21 protein-coding genes and 1 other annotated feature are annotated in these 19,732 nt (G+C 46.8%); of the genes, 1 reads left to right on the forward strand and 20 read right to left on the reverse strand.

Translation table 11 applies throughout. The features are described 5' to 3' along the window. Positions 1 to 10: 10 nt before the first annotated feature. The 16 genes from yhbY to ACLUWI_RS05520 all read right to left on the reverse strand — a co-directional run bounded on the left by yhbY (position 11) and on the right by ACLUWI_RS05520 (position 14,043). Positions 11 to 322, reverse strand: a complete 312-nt coding sequence (gene yhbY, locus ACLUWI_RS05445; protein ID WP_006500058.1) for a ribosome assembly RNA-binding protein YhbY — start codon at positions 320 to 322, stop codon at positions 11 to 13. Between the two features lie 26 nt (positions 323 to 348). Beyond that, positions 349 to 1,473, reverse strand: coding sequence for a ribosome biogenesis GTPase YqeH (yqeH, locus tag ACLUWI_RS05450; RefSeq protein WP_412146490.1), 1,125 nt, complete (start codon positions 1,471 to 1,473; stop codon positions 349 to 351). After that, a complete protein-coding gene (locus ACLUWI_RS05455) occupies positions 1,474 to 2,001 on the reverse strand; it encodes a YqeG family HAD IIIA-type phosphatase (protein ID WP_412146491.1) in 528 nt (175 codons plus the stop codon). Between the two features lie 142 nt (positions 2,002 to 2,143). Further along, the gene (rplT, locus tag ACLUWI_RS05460) at positions 2,144 to 2,497 is read right to left on the reverse strand and encodes a 50S ribosomal protein L20 (protein WP_006500061.1); all 354 of its coding nucleotides are present in this window, start codon (positions 2,495 to 2,497) and stop codon (positions 2,144 to 2,146) included. 52 nt (positions 2,498 to 2,549) lie between these two features. After that, on the reverse strand, positions 2,550 to 2,747 hold the full coding sequence (gene rpmI / locus ACLUWI_RS05465) for a 50S ribosomal protein L35 (protein WP_033935301.1): 198 nt from the start codon (positions 2,745 to 2,747) through the stop codon (positions 2,550 to 2,552). A 24-nt stretch (positions 2,748 to 2,771) separates the two neighbouring features. Beyond that, positions 2,772 to 3,284, reverse strand: coding sequence for a translation initiation factor IF-3 (gene infC / locus ACLUWI_RS05470; protein WP_169461908.1), 513 nt, complete (start codon positions 3,282 to 3,284; stop codon positions 2,772 to 2,774). Positions 3,285 to 3,328: 44 nt separating this feature from the next. Then, positions 3,329 to 3,463: a sequence feature (ribosomal protein L20 leader region), on the reverse strand. Between the two features lie 49 nt (positions 3,464 to 3,512). Continuing rightward, the gene (dnaI, locus tag ACLUWI_RS05475; RefSeq protein ID WP_412146492.1) at positions 3,513 to 4,439 is read right to left on the reverse strand and encodes a primosomal protein DnaI; all 927 of its coding nucleotides are present in this window, start codon (positions 4,437 to 4,439) and stop codon (positions 3,513 to 3,515) included. A gap of 18 nt (positions 4,440 to 4,457) precedes the next feature. Continuing rightward, on the reverse strand, positions 4,458 to 5,846 hold the full coding sequence (locus ACLUWI_RS05480; RefSeq protein WP_412146493.1) for a DnaD domain protein: 1,389 nt from the start codon (positions 5,844 to 5,846) through the stop codon (positions 4,458 to 4,460). Between the two features lie 16 nt (positions 5,847 to 5,862). Continuing rightward, complete coding sequence (nrdR, locus tag ACLUWI_RS05485; protein WP_412146494.1) at positions 5,863 to 6,336, reverse strand: transcriptional regulator NrdR; 474 nt, start codon at positions 6,334 to 6,336, stop codon at positions 5,863 to 5,865. A 51-nt stretch (positions 6,337 to 6,387) separates the two neighbouring features. Then, positions 6,388 to 6,990 (reverse strand): dephospho-CoA kinase, encoded by a 603-nt coding sequence (gene coaE / locus ACLUWI_RS05490; protein ID WP_412146495.1) that lies wholly within the window; start codon positions 6,988 to 6,990, stop codon positions 6,388 to 6,390. Then, on the reverse strand, positions 6,987 to 7,826 hold the full coding sequence (mutM, locus tag ACLUWI_RS05495; protein WP_412146496.1) for a DNA-formamidopyrimidine glycosylase: 840 nt from the start codon (positions 7,824 to 7,826) through the stop codon (positions 6,987 to 6,989). Before mutM ends, coaE begins: the two co-directional genes overlap by 4 nt. 132 nt (positions 7,827 to 7,958) lie before the next feature. Beyond that, on the reverse strand, positions 7,959 to 10,622 hold the full coding sequence (polA, locus tag ACLUWI_RS05500; protein WP_412146497.1) for a DNA polymerase I: 2,664 nt from the start codon (positions 10,620 to 10,622) through the stop codon (positions 7,959 to 7,961). A 148-nt stretch (positions 10,623 to 10,770) separates the two neighbouring features. Beyond that, on the reverse strand, positions 10,771 to 11,493 hold the full coding sequence (locus ACLUWI_RS05505; RefSeq protein WP_412146498.1) for a Bax inhibitor-1/YccA family protein: 723 nt from the start codon (positions 11,491 to 11,493) through the stop codon (positions 10,771 to 10,773). A 103-nt stretch (positions 11,494 to 11,596) separates the two neighbouring features. Beyond that, positions 11,597 to 12,907, reverse strand: coding sequence for a UDP-N-acetylmuramate--L-alanine ligase (murC, locus tag ACLUWI_RS05510; protein WP_412146527.1), 1,311 nt, complete (start codon positions 12,905 to 12,907; stop codon positions 11,597 to 11,599). Between the two features lie 26 nt (positions 12,908 to 12,933). Next, positions 12,934 to 13,569 (reverse strand): YtpR family tRNA-binding protein, encoded by a 636-nt coding sequence (ytpR, locus tag ACLUWI_RS05515; protein WP_412146499.1) that lies wholly within the window; start codon positions 13,567 to 13,569, stop codon positions 12,934 to 12,936. 156 nt (positions 13,570 to 13,725) lie between these two features. Next, a complete protein-coding gene (locus ACLUWI_RS05520) occupies positions 13,726 to 14,043 on the reverse strand; it encodes a thioredoxin family protein (RefSeq protein ID WP_412146528.1) in 318 nt (105 codons plus the stop codon). Between the two features lie 153 nt (positions 14,044 to 14,196). Between ACLUWI_RS05520 and ACLUWI_RS05525 the strand changes: the two genes are divergently transcribed. Continuing rightward, complete coding sequence (locus tag ACLUWI_RS05525) at positions 14,197 to 14,532, forward strand: hypothetical protein (RefSeq protein ID WP_412146500.1); 336 nt, start codon at positions 14,197 to 14,199, stop codon at positions 14,530 to 14,532. Positions 14,533 to 15,075: 543 nt separating this feature from the next. On the opposite strand, the gene ACLUWI_RS05530 is transcribed toward ACLUWI_RS05525, so the two are convergent. The 4 genes from ACLUWI_RS05530 to ACLUWI_RS05545 form a co-directional block, all read right to left on the reverse strand. Further along, positions 15,076 to 16,599, reverse strand: a complete 1,524-nt coding sequence (locus ACLUWI_RS05530) for a helix-turn-helix domain-containing protein (RefSeq protein ID WP_412146501.1) — start codon at positions 16,597 to 16,599, stop codon at positions 15,076 to 15,078. Then, entirely contained in the window at positions 16,596 to 17,561 is a 966-nt protein-coding gene (locus ACLUWI_RS05535; RefSeq protein ID WP_412146502.1) for a sugar-binding transcriptional regulator, read from the reverse strand. The genes ACLUWI_RS05530 and ACLUWI_RS05535 overlap by 4 nt, the downstream gene beginning before the upstream one ends. A gap of 102 nt (positions 17,562 to 17,663) precedes the next feature. Beyond that, complete coding sequence (gene deoD / locus ACLUWI_RS05540) at positions 17,664 to 18,383, reverse strand: purine-nucleoside phosphorylase (protein ID WP_412146503.1); 720 nt, start codon at positions 18,381 to 18,383, stop codon at positions 17,664 to 17,666. A 32-nt stretch (positions 18,384 to 18,415) separates the two neighbouring features. Beyond that, positions 18,416 to 19,714, reverse strand: coding sequence for a pyrimidine-nucleoside phosphorylase (locus ACLUWI_RS05545; protein ID WP_412146504.1), 1,299 nt, complete (start codon positions 19,712 to 19,714; stop codon positions 18,416 to 18,418). Positions 19,715 to 19,732 lie beyond the last annotated feature (18 nt).

Raw genomic sequence — 19,732 nt, forward strand, 5'->3', positions numbered from 1 at the left:
CACCTCGTTTCTAGATGCGTTCAACACGCTGTGAGAGTTCCCGCAGCTTGGGATTGCTTGAGACCTTAAACAAAACCAGTACTCGGCCGATTTCTTGCACAACTTGAATATCGCTGTTTTGTTCAATGAACTCTTTGACATCGCCAGTTGTTTCATCGGCATTCTGCAAAATGCTGACCTTGATCAGCTCACGCTTGTCCAAGGCACCATCCAATTGCGCTAGCCAAGCCTGTGTTAGGCCGTTCTTACCGACTGCAAACAATGGCTGGAGATGGTTAGCCTGTGCACGCAAAAAACGCTTCTGCTTTCCGCGAAGATTCATAGATTATTTTCCTTTCTGTGATTAAATCAGATCATTGCGCGACGTACCAAGACATCGACTCCTTTAGGCGCCCATCCGGCTACCGTCGTGCCAGCTGGTACCGTAATCCAGCCCAGACCTTCAAAGACCAGATCACTTTTTTCCTTAATAGCAAACTCATGCCGTTCAAGCGGCGGAAAGGTTGCCTTTTCATCACTGGTTGGCGGCGTCAGCAAATCGCCACAGTGTTTTTCATAAAATTCATCCGCATTGGCCAATTTGGTCCGATGCAGCGGCAGGCTGTTTTCAAAATAGGCCACGATACCGGCATGCGGTCCTTTTACATAATCAAAACGAGCCACACCGCCTAAAAAGACGGTCTGTGAATCATTAAGCTGAAAGGTCCTTGGCTTGATTTCTTTTTGTGGAGCCACAATTTTCAAGTCCTTCGCCGATAAGACATGCGCCATTTGTTCTTGATGAATGATCCCTGGCGTGTCAACCAGCTTGTGACCGTCATCTAAAGGAATCTCTATCTTATCCAGCGTCGTGCCAGGAAAACGCGAAGTCGTGATCAAGTCTTGAACCCCAGTCTGCTGCTTGATGATGGCATTGATCAAGGTTGACTTACCGACGTTGGTTACCCCAACAACGTAGACGTCACGATCAGCACGATGCTTTTCAATCTCAGCCAGCAGCTGATCAATCTGATGGTTCTTTTTAGCCGAAACAAGCAGTGTATCGATTGGCCGCAAGCCAGCCAAATTAGCCTGCTGCCGCAACCAGTCCGTTAACTTGCGCCGCCGCAGTGAACGAGGCAGTACGTCTTCTTTGTTGCCAACCAGCAAGACCGGATTGTCATTGCCCACAAAACGGTGCAGTCCTGGAATCAGACTGCCATTAAAATCAAAGATGTCCACGACATAAACGATTAAAGCGTGAGCATCGCGAATATGGTTTAACAGACGCAAAAAATCATCATCAGTCAAGGAAACTGGCGCGATTTCGTTGTAATGGCGCAGTCTAAAGCAGCGCTGACAGTAAAGCTCACCTGTTTCCAGTCCTTTTTTTAGTGCTGAATTAGGCGTATATCCCAAACCATCCGGATCCGTAGTCTGAATTATCGCGCCACAGCCAATGCAGCGCAATTCTTCATCATGCATTTCTGTCATCTATTTAAGTTCCTCCTGCCAGTCCATATCTGGATACTGTTTCTGCAAATCCTGCATAACAAATTTTTCCATAAAGCGATTTGGCCGCGTCACCCACTTATCGGTTTCAATCAGCGGCTTAACCAAGATACTGCGAATATGAGCATGATTGGCAGCTGCCACATCGGTCAGCAGCTGATCGCCAACCATTACGACCTCAGATGTTTCTAGGCCCAACTTCTTACGTGCTCTTGTGATGCCAAAGCTAAACGGTTTAAGTGACCGCGCAACATATGGCAGATCCAGCTTTTGAACCGCCTTGCCGATTCGCGCCCGACTGTTATTAGAGACAACAATCAATGGAATTCCAGCCTGATGCAGTTCTTCCATCCAAGTCCGTAGTTCAGGCGTCCCGTTTGGATTGTTCCAAGCAATCAAAGTATTGTCCAAATCACTGAAGACGGCTCGGATACCTTGACGCTTGAGAGCCGCTGGTGAGATCTCATAAGCGCGTTCAACCATCCAAGTCGGTTTAAACATTTCGAGCATTTTCCACCTCGTAAAAAATTTCTAATTTTAATTATACCGACTAACCGGTAAGGGTTCAATTAACGTGCCATCCAAAGACAGCGGTAAAAAAATAAGGTCAGAACATTAACTGCTCCAACCTTATCAATGTATTAAACGCAAATTAGTTGAGGGCCTTCTTGGCTTCATCAACTACGGCCTTAAAGGCTTCAGCGTCGTTAACAGCCAAGTCAGCCAGCATCTTACGGTTCATGTCGATGTTAGCCAGCTTCAGACCATGCATCAGCTTGCTGTAGCTGATACCGTTTTGACGGGCACCCGCGTTAATCCGGGCAATCCACAATTCACGGAAGTTGCGCTTGTTAGCCTTACGGTCACGGAATGCGTACAGACCGCTCTTCATAACTTGGTCCTTGGCAGTCTTGAACAGACGGTGCTTGGAACCAGTGTAACCCTTAGCCAACTTCATGATGCGCTTACGACGTGCGCGCGTAACAGTTCCACCCTTAACTCGCATAGTGGTATCCTCCTAGATTGTTTAAAAATTATTTAATCGTAAAATGCCCTGATTACTTGGCAGGAAGCATCTTCTTGTAACGTTTTACGTTGGACTTGTCCATCATGGAAAGGCCACGCAGTTGACGACGTTGCTTCTTCGTCTTACCGTGGAAACGGTGGCTGGTGAAAGCTTGGGCACTCTTGAAGCCACCCTTGGCAGTACGCTTGAAACGCTTAGCAGCAGCGCGATTAGTCTTCATCTTTGGCATAACTATTTCCTACCTTCTTAATAATTATTTTTTTGCCTTATCAGCAGCAGGGGCCAGCGTTAAGAACATGCTGCGCCCTTCCATCTTTGGCCGTTGCACAACCGTTGCGATGTCCTTAGTTTCTTCGGCCATCTTTTCAATCATGTCACGTCCGATATCCTTATGGGTAATTGCCCGACCACGGAAACGAATTGAAACTCGCACCTTGTCGCCCTTTTCGATAAACGTCCGTACACGCTTCAGCTTAACGTTGAAGTCGTTGGTATCGATCGAAGGACTCAGGCGGATTTCCTTAACCGTGACCGTCTTTTGATTCTTGCGGGCTTCCCGTTCTTTCTTTTGCATCTCAAAACGGTACTTCCCGTAGTCCATAATCCGTGCGACTGCAGGACGGGCCTTGGGCGCAACCAGCACCAGATCAAGACCGGCATCCTCAGCCAGCTGCAAAGCTTCACGTTTGGACTTGATGCCCAGTTGTTCACCATTTTGGTCGATCAGACGAACTTCCCGTGCACGAATACCGTCATTGACAATCATTCCTTGAGCTATGGCAACACACCTCCAATTTTACTAGCAGAAAGATCAAGCAAAAAAAGCGGAATGCATACTGCACCCCGCTAAACTCCATTGACAAAGGAATGTCAACGGTCATTTAAACTCGTCAGCCCGGCAACTCTTGTCACCAAGGCGAGAAGCGGGTGCTTCTGCTTTTTCTTTCAACAAATACTAATATACTAAACCAATTTAACAATGTCAAGCAGCAATTTAATTTCCAGCCCGCATGTTTTCGCCTTGAATATGATACTCCTGCGACAAAAAGCGAATCCGCTGCATGATCCGCTTGGCTTTCAAAGGTTCACGCGCGCCTTGCGCATCAATGGCCAAATGCTGGTCTTCCAGCTGCTGCATGGTAAAGTTGGAACTAAAAAACGTTGGCAGCTCTTCTTGCATTCGGTATTCCAAAATTACACCCAAGACATCGTCACGAACCCATGCCGACATTGAATCGGCACCAATATCGTCCAGCATCAGAATCGGTGCTTTTTTGATAGCATCCCGCCGTTCATTAATCGTGCCATCCTTGATTGCTCCCTTCATCTCAACGGCAAAGCTTGGAAAATGCACCATGGTTGAGATAAAGCCTTTTTTAGCCAAAGCATTGGCAGTAGCGCCTAACAGATAGGTCTTGCCAACCCCAAAGCTCCCAGAGAGATACATTCCGGGTTGAAACTGGCCTGGTTGGTAGCTATCTACAAAATTCATCGCTGCCTGCGTAGCTTTCATGCGGTCAACATTTCCATCATAAATATCGCTAAAATTTGCTTGACGAATAAATTTAGGCATCCGCACGGTCGTCACGCGCTGTCTTAACTCGGCAGCCTGCTGCTGTGCCTTAAGCTGAGCAGTCGGTACATAGACCACGTCGATTCGGCCGGCGCTGACGACCAGCTGGGGGGTATAGCCTGGGGCAATGCTGGTCTGATGATTTTGGAGCAGCATTTTTTCATGGTAGAACTCATAAAGTTTTGACCCGCCCCGCTTGATCTGCTCATCAGTCAGTTCAGCACGGTGCTCACGCAAAAAATTCTGCACCTCAGGATCTTGGTAGGCTTTTTTAATCAGTTCCTGATACTGAGGTGAGCCGCTTTGCCCGCCGATAATCGAGTTAATGGTTTCTATGATAGGACGCATTGGCAATCCCTCCAATCATTATACTTTTGAATCTGGATCGGTATTTCTTTTATTAAATTCAGCCAACATTTTTTTAAACTCTGCTTTTTGTTCGGCAGTTGGCTTTTTATCAACGACTTTTTCCGGATGCTTGGCCCATTCCGGCAGTTCTTCATTGATATTGCTGCGGCCGTTTGAATAATAGCGGCGCTTAGGCTTTGATGAAACCTGTCTATCATTATCCTTTTTATGATTCTTGACTTCACGAATTGCATCGGCTGCCGTCTTTACCCCAGCCTTGATCCAGGCATTGGCGATCCCATCTGCCAGACTGGCCTTTAAGGTGGTGTTTTCTTTTTGGACGATTATATGATAGATCAGTATATTGACAACCTCGCCAGGCAGCTGCCCCTGCTCAACCAAGCGCGTCAGGGTGTTGCGCTCATTTGGCGAGACATACCCAGAGCCGCTTGAATGCTTGATTCCAGCCAGATAGTCATAAGGTGCGTACTGGCGTGCCGTATGAATCAGGCTACGCTCAACCTCGCCCAGGTCGGTTAGATCTTCAGCTGCCGCCGGGATTGTCGGTGCCGGGTCGTCTTGTTGCCGCAGCGTACCAGCATAACGAGCGGCAATGCCTCGCTTTAGAACCTGGGGCTGCAGAATGCCGCTTCTAAAATCCGTCGCATCATAGACCAGGCTAGCCATGCTGCTCTCATCAATACTATACATGACGCTTTCTGAGATGATCAGTTTCCGCTGCTCTTTAACGCTTTGCAGATCAATGCCGCGATTTCTCAGCTGATCAAGCAAAAAGTTGAAGTCAAAATTGTTGGACGGTAATTTTTGGATTGCCTGGCTTTCAGGAACCGCCGTCGCTCTGGCATTATTTAAAATCGGTCGTTCCGCATCCCAAGCCGCACGATCTGGTCGAAAAACCTCAAAGTAGTCATGGGTCAGATTATGCATGCGGCTGGTATCAAATTGGTAGCGTCTTGAACGAGCGACCAGTTCATTAAACCGCTGTTCGCCAATCTGTTGGAGCAATCGAACACTTAAAAGATCATCGTTAATAAATTCTTCAGGCGTCATGGTGGGCTGCAGAACATAGACATAGACGCCGCCAATTTCATCTTGCTGATAAAAAGTCTGTAGCATTTCAACGCCTTCCAGACTATTGCGGGCCTCAGCAAACTGTGCCACGCCTAGATTCAAACGATCTAGCATAATACTATGAGCCTGGCGCTTAGCCAGCATTGGTTCTGGAACCAGCTGACTTTGTAAAGCATAAAAAAGCCCCAGCGCGGTGGGACTCAGCAATGGTTGGTAAAAATCAATAAAAGTCGCCTGGTCAAACTGTACAAAGTCTGACGCAGCGGCCACGATAAAGCCGGTTTGCGGCGTCAAGCGCCCTTGCACTTCAGCCATAACGACTCCTCCTTAATCAGTCTTGATGCTTTTGATGATTCTGGTTGATCATGGCCTCCAGCTCATTCATGAATGCATCGACGTCTTTAAACTGCCGATAGACGCTGGCAAAGCGAATGTAGGAGATCTCATCAACGTCTTTGAGCGCATTCATAACATATTCGCCGATCACTTGACTGGAAACCTCATTTTCCCCACGTGAGCGAACGCGTCTTTCAACCTCATTGGCGATGCTGGTAAGCTTTTCTATGCTGACGGGACGTTTTTCAGCCGAGCGGACCAACCCGTTTAAAACTTTTTGGCGATTGAATTCCTGCCGCGTGCCATCTTTTTTGATTACTAAAAGCGGCGTTTCCTCATAGCGCTCAAAAGTAGTAAAGCGAAAGCCACAGGTTGCACATTCGCGGCGGCGACGAATACAGGTGCCATCTTCACTGGGACGACTGTCAACCACGCGCGATCCGTTATGATGGCAGTGTGGACATTGCATACCGAATTCCTCCTGTCAATAGGTTATGCATTTATCTTATCACACTTATGATCATTTTGGCTGACTTACTCGTTCAACCAGTTTCGCCACTTGACGGCGCGTTTGTTCAAGCGAGCCGTTGTTATCAATAATCACGTTGGCACGACGCATTTTTTCTTCTAAAGGCATCTGGGCATTAATCCTTTTCAAAGCGGCTGTTTCAGTGCAATGATCCCGTTTTATCAACCGCTCAAGCTGCGTTTGGCGATCAACGACTGCCAATACGGTCAAGTCGCATTCTTGATCCATTCCCGTTTCAAACAATAGCGGCACGTCCAAAACCACCACGGGCAGCCCTTGTTTTTTAAAGCTGGTCAGCTGTTCATCGATCGCAGCCATAATCAAAGGATGCTCGATTTGATCCAGATCGCTAAGGCCTTTGGGATCACCAAAGACCATCCTGCCCAGCAGCGCACGATCAAGCGTACCATCAGACTGGAGCACCTGGCTGCCAAAGCGCCTTACAATCTGCTCTAGACCCTTGCTGCCTGGCATAACGACTTGCCGCGCTGTCTGATCAGCATCAATTACTGGCCAGCCGACTTCTTTAAGGATATTGCTGATAGTTGACTTACCGCTTGCAATTCCTCCCGTCAGACCGATCACCTTAGTCATTTCTGATCACCTGCCCAAGCCTGACAATGCGGACAAAAAGTCGTGCCTCGCTGAGCTACCTTGATTTTAACCAGTTTATGACCGCACCGTTCGCATTTCTCACCGCCACGGCCATAAACCTCCAACTGATTTTGAAAGGCACCGGCTTCACCAAAGGCATTCATAAATGTATGCACGGTTGTCCCCTTGTATTTAGTCGCTTTGGCAATCTCTTTGATGATGTTGTCATGCAGAACCTGAATCTGCTCATCACTCAACGTATTGGCAGGCTGTTCAGGATTAATCCGGCTCTGCCAAAGAACCTCGTCGCAATAAATATTGCCCAGCCCGGCAACGTGATCTTGATTTAGTAAAAACGGCTTGATCTTGCTGCGACTCTTTTTCAAAATTCGTTTAAAATAGTCAACCTTAAAGTCTTTGGTGGTTGGTTCCGGTCCCATAGTCTTTAAACCGCCGACCTGCATCTCTTCACCGGTTTGAACCAGCCGCATACGGCCAAACTTGCGCGTATCGCGATAGCAGAGCTCCGTACCATCCGTAAAATGGAAAACTACATGTGTATGCTTGTCGATTGGACCATCATTGAGCTGACGATAATAGCTGCCTTCCATCCGCAAATGCGAAACCATGGTTAAATTATTGGTAAAGCGGAACAATAGATACTTACCCCGGCGATCGATCCGTTCAATCGTCTGCCCAACCAAGTCTTGCCGAAACTCATCGATGTCATTTTCAATCGTTTTTCCATAGTAAACGTCAATTCCTTGAATCTTGCGGCCCGCGGCAATATTCATCAACCCGCGGCGCACGGTCTCTACTTCTGGCATTTCTGGCATTTGATCGTCCTCGTTTCTTTTAGAATCATTATTGATTATAGTTGATTTTCGGTTTTCAACCAATTTTTTGCTCAAAACGCATTCCAAAACAAAAGCCGCGGCTAGTCTTAACTGCCACGGCCTAGAACTTATTTATTTTTTTAGATCATACCATGTATCGCCATACTTGCTTTCAACCTTTAGCGGCACGTCCAGCTTAAAGGCCGAATCCATGACTTGGGGCACCAGTTTTTCCAAAGTTGGAATCTCTGCAGCTGGCGCCTCAAAGACCAGTTCGTCATGAATCTGCAAAAGCATCCGCGCTTTAAGATTATGAGCCCGCAGCATCTTGTCCATATCGATCATGGCAATCTTGATAATATCGGCTGCGCTGCCTTGAATCGGCGTGTTCATCGCGGTTCGTTCAGCAAATGAGCGTTTGGCAAAATTCTTGGAGTGGATATCGTCCAAATAGCGTCGCCGATGCGTCAGCGTTTCGACATAGCCTTTATCGTGCGCTGACTTGACAATTTCCGTGACGTATTTTTTGACGCCAGGAAATTCCGCAAAGTAGCTTTCGATAAATTCATGGGCCTGCTTACGCGTAACGTGAATGCTTTGTGAAAGGCCATAGTCGCTGATTCCATAAACGATCCCAAAGTTGACTGCCTTGGCATGCCGACGCATATCTGGCGTGACCTCTTCTCCCGGCAGCAGATGGAAGATGCGCCGTGCCGTGCTTTCATGAATATCCTTACCATCAATAAAATCCTGCTGTAGATTCTTGTCGCCGGTAATGTGTGCCAGAACCCGCAGCTCAATCTGTGAATAATCAGAAGAGAAAATCTTCCAGCCAGGCTCGCTTGGCACAAACGCCCGCCGAATCTGGCGACCCTCTTCCAAGCGTACCGGAATATTCTGCAGGTTTGGATCAACTGAAGAAAGACGACCGGTTGCCGTCAGCGTCTGCAGATAGCGGGTATGAATCTTTTGGTCGTTGCTGTGAATGACTTTCAGCAGTCCTTCGATATAAGTCGACTGCAGCTTGGCAATCTGCCGATACTCCAGAATATGACCAATAATCGGCGAATATCCCTGCAGCTTTTCTAAAACCGCAACGGCCGTGGAGTAGCCAGTACGCGTTTTCTTAATAACCGGCAGCTTCATCTTGTCAAACAGGATCTCACCCAGCTGCTTGGTGGAATTAATGTTAAACTCTGTACCTGCTTCTTGATAGATAACCTGCTCGATTTCAGCTAAGCGTTCTTTTAACTTGCTGCCCATCTCTTTAAGCGTTTGTGCATCGACCTTGATGCCAGCAATCTCCATTTTAGCCAAAACATAGGTCAAAGGCAGCTCAATGTCTTCATAAAGCGGCATCTGCTCGTGTTCTTTAAGCTGTTCATAAACCGGAGCCCGCAGCTCGTGAATAGCCCGAGCTTTTTGCGCCAAATGAGTAAAGAAAATCTGGTCGTCATTGGGGATTGCCCGTTTGACACCCTTGCCATAAACTTCTTCATCGCTTTTGACGTCATAGTAGTCATGAGCATGGGCCAATTCGCCAAGATCATTGCTGTTGTCGCTTGGATCAACCAGGTAGGAAGCCAGCAGCAGGTCAAACGCCACATAGTTCAGCTCGATTCCCAACCGGTGGAGGCCGACGATCTGTGCTTTGGCATTAAAAACGTCTTTTGTATATTGATCGCTGGTTAAAATCTTTTTGACTGGCTCGGTCTGCAGCAGATTTTCATCACGGCTGACGAGCCATTTTTGACCATCCCCGATTACAAAGCCGGCAAATGTTGAAAGATGATAGTTTTCATTTGGCATTTCCAGCTGGAAGGTTACATGGTGATCCAGCTCCTGTAAAAGATCCAGATTGTCAGCCGTCAGTTCGGTATATGCAATTTCTTTTGCATCCGCAGCTTCTTCAGTACTTGGCGCAAAGTTCATCTTGCTTAGAAATGATTTAAAGTTCATCTCTTGGTAAAACTTGATCAGCTCTTCGGTCTGCACGCCTTGATACTTCAAATCATCCAGACCGATCGTCAAAGGAGCGTCACGGCGAATCGTGGCCAGGTCCTTACATTCACGAGCAATTTTTTCCTCATTGACCAGATTTTCTTTTCTTTTTGACTTGCGCATCTGATCGATATTTTCATAAAGTCCATCCAGCGAGCCGTATTCTTGAATCAGCTTTTGCGCGGTTTTTTCGCCGATGCCTGTAACCCCTGGATAATTATCGGAGCTGTCACCCATCAGCGCCTTCATATCAATAAACTGAGTTGGCGTCACGCCGAATTTTTCTTGAAAATGAGTCGGCGTGTACATCTCGGTCTGCGTAACGCCTTTAATCGTTACGGCAACCGTTGTTTTATCGGTTACCAGCTGCGTCAGATCCCGATCGCCAGTTACGATCAAGGTCTCATCACCAGCCTGATCGCCAAGTCTGGCCAAGGTACCAATAATGTCATCGGCTTCATAGTTGGCCAATTGATAGGTTTTAATCCCACAGGCATGCATCATCTCGTGCAGATACGGCAGCTGTTCCGTCAGCTCAGTTGGCGTTTTGGCCCGACCGCCTTTGTAGTCAGCATACATTTCCGTACGAAAGGTCTGCTTGCCAGCATCAAATGCTACCAGGGCTTTATCCGGCTGATAGTTTGCCAGCACGTGATCCAACATCAGCTTAAAGCCATAGATTGCCGCAGTGTGAAGACCGTTTTGGTTGGTAAATTTGTCGATTTGATTATGCATTGCAAAAAAAGCCCGAAACGCAATGCTATTGCCATCAATCAACAACAGTTTTTCTGCCATTTAAACTACCTCGTTCTTTTATTTTCTTTCTTGATTGTAACAGACTTTCACCACCCCTGGCATTTTTAGGAACCATATCTGTTTCAATAAAAAATAAAGCTCCGCACCATTTAGGATGCAGAGCCAATCTAAATTTTTATTCAATTAGCTAATCGCGACGATCACCGCTCATACCAAAAATCTGAAGCAGCTGAATAAACAGGTTGATAAAATCAAGGTACAGCTGCAAGGCCCCCATGATTGCCAGACCAGTAACTGAAACCTGGTCTTGGTAATTAAGGTAGATGTTTTTCATCTTTTGTGCATCATAAGCCGTCAAAATTACGAAGATGATTACGGCAATGTAGGAAAAGATGTAGGTAATGGCTGGGCTGTTTAAGAACATGTTAATCAAAGAAGCCAGAATCAAAGCAATCAAGGCTGCCGTAGCATGCGCCCCAAAGCGATCCAGCGAGCGTTTGGTAACCGTCCCATACAGCGCCATTACCACAAAGATCGTTGCTGATGAAACAAAGGCAGCCGTAATATCAGCGCCAGTATAGAAACCAGCCAGCAGTGCAAACTCAACCCCATACATAATCGATAGGACCATCAGCATGATAAAGCTGCCAGTTGGATTGCGCGTGGCACTAGCACTGATCCCCATTGACAAAGCAATCGGCAGCAGCAACAGCAGCCACATCATCCCCGTGTGCTGAGAAAAGTAGCCAAATACGGCGGTTCTAAAAGTCGTCATTACCAAAAACGAACTAATAGCCGAGACAAAAACCGACAGGCCGACAAAGCCGTACATCTTCGTCAAAAAGCCATTTAGGCCGGCTTCATTGACAACGCGTCTTCTTTGCTCGGGCTCTGGTGTAGAGTTGAACATAAACTCCCCTTCTTTCAATTGAATTAAGCAGTCAAATTAATTTGACCAATATTGTCTTTTATATAAAAAATGGTAGCAAAAGCCACCATTTTCGACAAGCGATTTAATCATTTGCTAACAAACTCTTATACTTATCCTCGTATTTTTCAATGTCGCCGGCTCCCATAAAGACAACGACCGCATCATGATACGCTAAAAGCTTGTCCATGGAATCCATATCAATGCCTTCGCTTTGCGGAATCAAGTCTTCTAGATCCTGGCTGGAGACATGACCGGCATTTTCACGAATCGAGCCAAAGATTGGCGTGACAAACGTCTTGTCGGCAGCGCTCAAAGACTGACCAAACTCTTTGAGATAAGCCTGCAGCCGGCTGTAGGTATGCGGCTGAAAGACGGCCAGCACCTGTTTATCAGGATATTTTTGCCGCGCTGCATCAATCGTAGCCTTGATTTCGCTTGGGTGATGAGCATAGTCATCGATCAGCGTCATATCGCCAACCCGACTTTCGGCAAAACGCCGCTTAACGCCAGAAAAGCTGGCCAGACCTTTGGCAATGTCAGCCAAGTCAACTTTTTCCATGTAGGCAACCGCAATTACGGCCAGACTGTTCAAGACGCTGTGCTCACCATACAGATGGATTTCAAACTCACCCAGCTTTTCATCCTTAAACCAAGCTTCAAAAGTAGATCCTTGTGGCGTCCGTTGAATATTAACCGCACGGAAGTCATCTTTTTCACTGGTTCCGTAGTAATAGATTGGCACATCCAGCTGCAGCTTACGCAGATTTTCATCATCACCCCAGGCAAAGACGGCTTTTTTGACCTGCTTGCCATACGTTTCAAACGAATCGCGCACGTCATCGATATTCTTAAAGAAATCAGGATGATCAAAATCAATGTTGGTCATGATGGCATAGTCTGGATGATAAGCCAAGAAGTGATCCCGGTATTCATCGGCTTCAAAGACAAAGAAGCGCGAATCGGGCGTACCAACCCCTTCACCGTCCCCGATCAGATAAGTCGTTGGCGCAACTGAGCTCAAGACGTGGGAAAGCAGCGCCGTCGTACTGGTCTTACCGTGGGCTCCCGCAATGCCAATGCTGGTATACTGTTCAACCAGTTCTTCAACCGTGTCGGGATAGCTTTGAACCTTGTCGCCCAGTTCCTTGGCCCGCACGATTTCTGGCTGGTCATCGCTAAAGGCGTTTCCTTGCACGATCGTCATCCCTGGCTTGATGTTGGCTGGATCAAAATCGTGAATCTGAATACCAGCTTGTTCCAATGGTGCCTGCGTAAAGGTCTCTTTTTCAATATCCGAGCCTTCAACGTGGCAGCCACGATCATGCAGCACCCGTGCCAAAGCAGCCATCCCAGTTCCTTTGATGCCTACAAAATAATAATTCTTTTCCATAATGCCGTTTTTCCTTTCCTTGCCGCCAATTAGGCAAACAGCTGATTGCCGCGTGCAAAGTCAAAAGCATCGCCAACTTGACCAAAATCATCAGGCAGGATCAAGCAGCCGGGCTTTTGTGGAGCATTTTTCAGGTTCAGTTCACGAGCTGCACAGATCATCCCATTACTTGGCACGCCAACCAATGCACCTGGCCAGATAATCTGACCGCTTGGCATCATGGCGCCAACCTTGGCAACGACGACCTTGACATGCTCAGCAATATTAGGCGAGCCGCAGACAATCTGAACTTTCTGATCGCCTAAGTCAACTTGTGTAATGTGTAGATGATCTGATTTTGGATGCTTGGTCATGGATTCAACATAGCCGATAACAAACTTTGGCGTTTCATCAGCCGTTAATTTTTCATCAAAACCAGCTGCTTGAATCTTTTCATTCAGCTTTTCGACCTGATCCTTGCTTAAAAAGACCTGGCCGTTTTGCTCCTTGAGTTCTGGTAATACCTCACTGGCTTTCAGAAAATTGTAGCCCAGCAGACTGCCATCCTGAGCGCTGACGATCTGAACCACGTCTTGATTTTGCTTGACGTTTTGATCAGCTGCCTGACCAGTTACGACTACCAAAACATCACCCATCTCATTTGGGTTATAGCTTGAAATTAACATCAAAAATCCTTCCCTTGGCATCGCTTTAAAACGGTGCTAAAAATTCTTTTTCGCTTCGTCAAAAACTTTTGACAACCAGACTAAATTGTACCACACAACCCGCGCTCGTGGCCCCAGTCCATCAAAAAATGGCGACTTGCCGGCCGCCATTTTTACTTATTTTAAATTATTCAAGAAATCCTCGACCTGTTGCTTGGTCTTGCGGTCTTTGTTGACGAACCGGCCAATTTCTTGACCATCACGGTAGGCAATAAAGCTTGGAATGCCCATGACGTTCAGTTCGGTTGCCAAATCCAGATTTTCGTCACGATCAACGGCATAAAACTTAAAATCGCCAAAATCTTTTTCGACTTCCGGCATGGCAGGCTTGATAAACTGGCAGTCAGGGCACCAGTCAGCAGTAAACATCAAGACGACCTGCCCTTTCAAATATTCCTGCAGCTGCTCAGTGTTAACCTTAGGCAAAGTTTCCATCATTAAGCACCTTCCTTTTACTTATTTTATGTAAGTATAGCTTACTACAAGTTTAAAGACAATGCATAATGATCTGCCTTTGTGTTAAAATTGTTACATCCAATTTACTTTGGGTCAAAATATGGCATAGGCTAAACGAAAGAAGCGATTGAAATGAATGATTCAAATGGTTCACTTAGCCCATGGATGATCCCCCTTACCTTAGGTGCTTCCGGTATTGTGGGCTTCTTCGCCGGCAAGCTGGTGGGCAACCGACGGCATTCAGCAAATACGATCTTAAAAATGATTACCAATGATTTCAAACGCGAAGGCACGGTTGAGGGCAGCTGGATTGACCATCAGCCGATTCCCTATCGTCAGTTTGCCGTGCGGACTTTGGTATATCGCGGTGGCATCCAGCGTTTTGAAGATGATCAGCTGGTACGCTACGAATTTTTGGCAGACGCCAGTACTGGTACGCTGCTCAAACTAAAGCGTATCGATAATTAAGCAATACAAAAGGCTGTTGGATTTCTCCAACAGCCTTTTTTGCACCATCTATCTGAACATGATGCATGGCCGATTGTCATTCATAACTGCCGATTATGATTTAATTGGAATCTTGATGTAAATTGCACTATAAACTGCGGTCAAAGCAATCAATTTTTTACTGAAATTGGAAGCATCAATGGCGGAGTGGATGGGCATCGCATTGATGATCTAGATTTATCATTTGGAACGGCAAACACTTCTCAGCCAAGTTGCACACTATCTTGACCAAACAATGATTTGTCGTATTGAAGCTTAACATTATTTAACGCGTTTATTTCTATTAACGGAGTCAGCATCTGCATCAGCGGTTGAATGGGGTCCCGCCGAAAACATCGTGCACTAAGCGATTTTTCGTGATACAGCATACTTGATCTGACAAATTATCAACTATTTATCTTTGCTCTTCTAATGTACCTGGACATAATCAGCAGTCATCATTGGGTTCCCCCCTGAATGACAATTAAAGTATAGCGGTTAAAAAAGTTTTGCTCCTATCAAAATCTAACCCTCTTGAGCGTGCAAAATTGATAGTTTCTCCATAATGTTTTCTGCATAGGCAGTCGTGCGCAGGCGATACAGACTGGTCCGCAAGCGTTCGACTCCTAAAAAGGGATTGTTCAGGGAAATTAAGAAACGCTGGTTGTTCGAATTGGTATCAGCCAAAAGCTCCCAAAATTCATGATCAGCCAAGATCAGGCTCTGTGGTACTTGATTGATCTGCTTAAGCTGCTCGGCACTAAAATAGCTGCAGCTGCTGATCTGGAGGCGATTGCCAAACTCTTGGCGCACCATTTGAGCCACTACTTCATAGTCAGCTCGCGACTTGGTAAAAATATACAGTGGCGTGGCAGGGAGCTGTTCTTCAATCAATGGCAGCAATTGTCGCGCAAAATACTTGATCTGATTATCATCAACCAGATCTGACCAATGATTTTGACGGCACCACTTCATGACGATCATTTTCACCAACTGATCAGTTAACCGTTGCGACTTGTTTTCCGTCTGATAGTCAAACTGGCGTTCAATTACCAGATTCTGCAGACCGCCCATAAAGTGCAGACCGAATGCATTAACCGTCTCTTTAAAGGCTGTCGTTTTGATCAGCTGCTCTCCCCATAGTGTGGCAAAAGCATCCGTCAGTTGCCGAATCTCAGGAAGCTGCTGCAGGATCTCACAAAACGTTGCTCGCTGCAGACTCCAGGCATCATCGCGAAACAGCTCGTTGGCAACCGTCAGATAGACCAGGTATAAATAGTCATGATCAAGCGGCGTCAGTTCAAATGACAATTGTGGCTGCAGATGTTCATCAACCATGTGCTCCAACTGCTGATGCGTCTTTTCTTGACAGACCGCTTGCCAGAAATTATCAGTTGGCAATTCCAAAGACTGGTCATGCCGCAGCCAGGTCAAAGCGATTAGATGATCAAACATGGCAAATGCTTGTGGCATCTTGTCCAGCAAAGGGGTTACGCCGGGATTGGCAGCAATGACGAATTTTTTTACAATCTGCTGACTAGCTGGCCCAAAATCAACGCAGTCAATGCCATAATGACAGCTTAATACCGCGATCAAGTAGCGCTTGCGATATTCTTGACCGCAGATCTGACCGCGCCGAATCGTCAAACCAACCGTTTGCAAAAAATCCTTGCATTGCCGCTGCAGTCGATAAAAAGTCGGCTCAGAAAAATAATGCTCTTGGCAAAATGCTGTCACCGAGCATCCCCGATGGTTAAGCAGGTAGGCCATCACCTGCAGCACCTCAGACTTTTGATAGAGCTGTTTTTTTAACTCAAACAGCTGGCCTGGACTGGTTAAAGAAAGCGAGACAATCGCATCACTGATCTGAATGCATGCTTTAGGCTGCAGTTCTCGATTTAAAGCATTCAGTTCTTTTCTAAGCCGAGCCTCAGGAATTCTGGTCAATTCTGCCAGACGATGCAGCGTTAGTCCGGAACGATCAAACAGCAAGGTCAGCAGATGAACGCTCACCGCCACATCATCTTCCAAAAAACGTTCCAGCATCATTTAACACCTTTTTCATGCAGTTTTTTAACTAAGCCAGCAGCACTGCCCTGATCAATTACCAAAACGTTGGCATAGCCAGCTGTCAGTGCTCCCGCGGCGGCCTGCGTCTTAGCAGGATTGGCAATTACCAAAACACGCTGCGGAATTTTTTTCAGATGTTCGAGATCAATGCCGATCGTACGCTGATCGATCTGTGGTGCCACAATGCTGCCGTTTTGATCGATAAAGCGCGAAAAAACGTCACCAACCGCATGCTGCTGCAGATATTCCTGCTCAGCCTGATTGAAGTACCCTAAATGAAATAGCAGCGCCGAATCACGCACCGTCCCAACCGTAAAAACCGCGATATCAGCTTGCCGACCAAGATCCATGATGTATTTGATATGCGTATCCTGCTCAACCAACGCTTTGGTTTCTTGGTGATCAAAAATAACCGGCAGCGGCAGATACTGTGGCAGCGTATGAAAAGCACTGGCAAAAGCATTGACGCTTTCAAATGCATAGTTTTTCTGCTTGGTATTGGCAACACTGCCTTTTAGCTGAACCACCGTAACTCCATGCACGTCTTCAGGCGATAGATGCTGGGCAATGGCATGGATCGTTTTTCCCCAGGCCAGTCCAATTGTGTCATCATCCTTAACGATTGTTTCGATATATTCAGCAGCGGCTGCACCAACCAGTTCCAACAGCTCACCACTGGCTGTCATCTCTGAAGGTACAACAATGACCTGGTCTAAGTGATAATAGTCCTTTAGCTCCACAGCCAGCTGCTGAGTCGAAACCAGCGGATTGCTGATCTTAATCTGGACAATCCCGCTTTCCCGTGCGTATTGCAGCAATCTTGATACCGTGGGCCGTGAAAGATTCAACTCGGCTGCGATCCTACTCTGCCGCCAGTCATTTTGATAATAGAGCTGCGCGACTTTAACGCTTAAAGCCCGCTTATCAGTTTCATCAATCATTATTCCCATCCACTTTCTGATTTTGTGCTGTTTACATCAATTCTACTAAAGAAAAGACGGCCCGTCAGTAACGGACCGTCTTTTTTAGTAATCGATCATATATCAATCAGCTTGGGCAATCGCCGTTTCCAGACTGATTTTGATCATGTCGTTAAAGGTCTTTTCACGTTCAGCGGCCGTTGTTTTTTCTTGACTGCCAAACAGCAGATCACTGACCGTCAAAACCGAGAGCGCTCTAAAATGCAGTTTGGCTGCCAACAGATAGAGTCCCGCCGATTCCATTTCCGTACCGATCACACCATAATCAGCCAGTTTTTTCATATCAATGTCATCATTATAGAAGCGGTCGGCAGCAAAGATATCGCCAACCTTAGGCTCAATCCCCATGTTCTTAGCCACGTGATAAGCCGTGTCAAGCAGCTTAAAATCAGCTAACGGGGCAAAGTGAACGCCAGCTGCAAACGAGTTGGCAACGACTGCCGAATCAGTTGAAGATCCCGCGGCTAAACAGACATCACGCAGCTTGACGCCGGGAGCCATCCCACCACAGGATCCGACCCGAATAATCGTCTTAACGCCATAAAAACGTACCAGTTCATTGATATAGATCGACATGGAAGGAATTCCCATCCCCGATCCTTGAACCGAGATGCGATGGCCCTTGTATTCGCCTGTGTAGCCAAACGCGTTGCGCACGCTGTTGACCTGTTTAACGTTGGTCAGAAAATTTTCGGCAATATATTTAGCCCGCAGCGGATCCCCTGGCAGCAGAACCGTTTCAGCATAATCACCATTTTGTGCTTCAATATGTGGCGTACTCATTGGAATTCCTCCTCGTATTTTATAAATAATTCCTATTCGATCGTCTCGTGAATCAAAGTTGGCTGCTGAGCTGACTCTTTAATCGCAACGGCTTGATCCAGCAGTTCTTTGACGTCATCAATGTCTTCACGGTTGCTCCAGATTGTCATAATCGATTCGCCTTTTTGAACCGAATCGCCAATCTTTTTATGCAGCTCGATGCCAACCGCATAGTCCAGCTGATCATCGGCTTTTTGCCGACCACCGCCCATCAGCATGCTGGCCATTCCAATCTCATCAGCGGTCAGCTTGGCAATTACGCCGTCTTTTTGGGCAGGATATTCAATTTGATACTTGGCATGCGGCATCAGCGAGTAGTCGTCAACCACGTTGGGATCGCCATGCTGAGCTTTGATCATTGCCTTAAAGCGAGCCAATGCCGAACCATCAGCAATCGTTTGTTCCAGTTTGGCGCGGGCTTCTGCCAGACTAGCAGCCTGCTGTCCCATCACGACCATGCGGCTGCCCAGTTCTAATACCAGCTCTAACAAGTCTTTTGGTCCTTTGCCTTTTAACAGATCCAAAGTTTCCTCAATTTCCAGGGTATTACCGATTTTGGATCCTAAAGGCTGATTCATATCCGAGATCACGGCTTCACACTTTAAGCCAGCCTGCTTGCCGATTGCTACCAATGCCTTAGCCAGTTTCTCAGCCGCGTCCTCAGTCTTCATAAAGGCCCCAGCACCGGTCTTAACGTCAATTACCAAAGCATCGGTTCCGGAAGCCAGCTTTTTGCTCATAATCGAACTGGCAATCAACGGAATGGAATCAACCGTATCGGTAACATCACGCAGGGCATAGATTTTTTTATCAGCCGGCGCGACGTCACGCGTTGCCCCAACGATTGCCAATTTTTCTTCAGCAACCTGCTTGATAAAGTCCTGCTCGCTCAATTCAACTTGAAAACCTGGAATCGCCTCCAGTTTGTCTAATGTTCCACCTGTATGGCCAAGTCCGCGACCTGAGATCATTGGTACCGGAATTCCCAGTGCGGCGACCATCGCAGCTAGTGGCAGACTGGTTTTGTCGCCCACACCGCCAGTTGAATGCTTGTCAACTTTAATCCCAGGAATCTTAGACAAATCAAGCCGCTCACCAGAATGCATCATTTTCATTGTCAGCTGCGTCTGTTCACGATCCGTCATCCCCTGAAAATAGATCGCCATCAAAAGCGCGCTGATTTGATAGTCAGGCAATGAGCCATCGACCACGCCATCAACAAAGAATTGCAGCTGCTCATCGCTTAAGACGCCACCATTACGTTTTTGGTCAATTACATCCATCATTCGCATGATGAATCCCCCTTTTAA

Source organism: Limosilactobacillus mucosae (assembly GCF_046939755.1).
GTDB classification, from domain to species: Bacteria; Bacillota; Bacilli; order Lactobacillales; family Lactobacillaceae; genus Limosilactobacillus; species Limosilactobacillus mucosae_A.

Coding starts and splice junctions, on each gene's coding strand:
- ACLUWI_RS05535 (WP_412146502.1), bottom strand. CDS start 17,561: ATGATTGATGAAACTGATAAGCGGGCTTTAAGCGTTAAAGTCGCGCAG.
- yqeH (WP_412146490.1), bottom strand. CDS start 1,473: ATGACAGAAATGCATGATGAAGAATTGCGCTGCATTGGCTGTGGCGCG.
- yhbY (WP_006500058.1), bottom strand. CDS start 322: ATGAATCTTCGCGGAAAGCAGAAGCGTTTTTTGCGTGCACAGGCTAAC.
- ACLUWI_RS05455 (WP_412146491.1), bottom strand. CDS start 2,001: ATGCTCGAAATGTTTAAACCGACTTGGATGGTTGAACGCGCTTATGAG.
- deoD (WP_412146503.1), bottom strand. CDS start 18,383: ATGAGTACGCCACATATTGAAGCACAAAATGGTGATTATGCTGAAACG.
- ACLUWI_RS05520 (WP_412146528.1), bottom strand. CDS start 14,043: ATGGAAACTTTGCCTAAGGTTAACACTGAGCAGCTGCAGGAATATTTG.
- ACLUWI_RS05480 (WP_412146493.1), bottom strand. CDS start 5,846: ATGGCTGAAGTGCAAGGGCGCTTGACGCCGCAAACCGGCTTTATCGTG.
- rplT (WP_006500061.1), bottom strand. CDS start 2,497: ATGCGAGTTAAGGGTGGAACTGTTACGCGCGCACGTCGTAAGCGCATC.
- polA (WP_412146497.1), bottom strand. CDS start 10,622: ATGGCAGAAAAACTGTTGTTGATTGATGGCAATAGCATTGCGTTTCGG.
- coaE (WP_412146495.1), bottom strand. CDS start 6,990: ATGACTAAGGTGATCGGTCTGACGGGAGGAATTGCAAGCGGTAAGTCA.
- mutM (WP_412146496.1), bottom strand. CDS start 7,826: ATGCCAGAAATGCCAGAAGTAGAGACCGTGCGCCGCGGGTTGATGAAT.
- infC (WP_169461908.1), bottom strand. CDS start 3,284: ATGATTGTCAATGACGGTATTCGTGCACGGGAAGTTCGTCTGATCGAC.
- nrdR (WP_412146494.1), bottom strand. CDS start 6,336: ATGCAATGTCCACACTGCCATCATAACGGATCGCGCGTGGTTGACAGT.
- dnaI (WP_412146492.1), bottom strand. CDS start 4,439: ATGCGTCCTATCATAGAAACCATTAACTCGATTATCGGCGGGCAAAGC.
- ytpR (WP_412146499.1), bottom strand. CDS start 13,569: ATGTTAATTTCAAGCTATAACCCAAATGAGATGGGTGATGTTTTGGTA.
- rpmI (WP_033935301.1), bottom strand. CDS start 2,747: ATGCCAAAGATGAAGACTAATCGCGCTGCTGCTAAGCGTTTCAAGCGT.
- ACLUWI_RS05525 (WP_412146500.1), top strand. CDS start 14,197: ATGAATGATTCAAATGGTTCACTTAGCCCATGGATGATCCCCCTTACC.
- ACLUWI_RS05530 (WP_412146501.1), bottom strand. CDS start 16,599: ATGATGCTGGAACGTTTTTTGGAAGATGATGTGGCGGTGAGCGTTCAT.
- ACLUWI_RS05545 (WP_412146504.1), bottom strand. CDS start 19,714: ATGCGAATGATGGATGTAATTGACCAAAAACGTAATGGTGGCGTCTTA.
- ACLUWI_RS05505 (WP_412146498.1), bottom strand. CDS start 11,493: ATGTTCAACTCTACACCAGAGCCCGAGCAAAGAAGACGCGTTGTCAAT.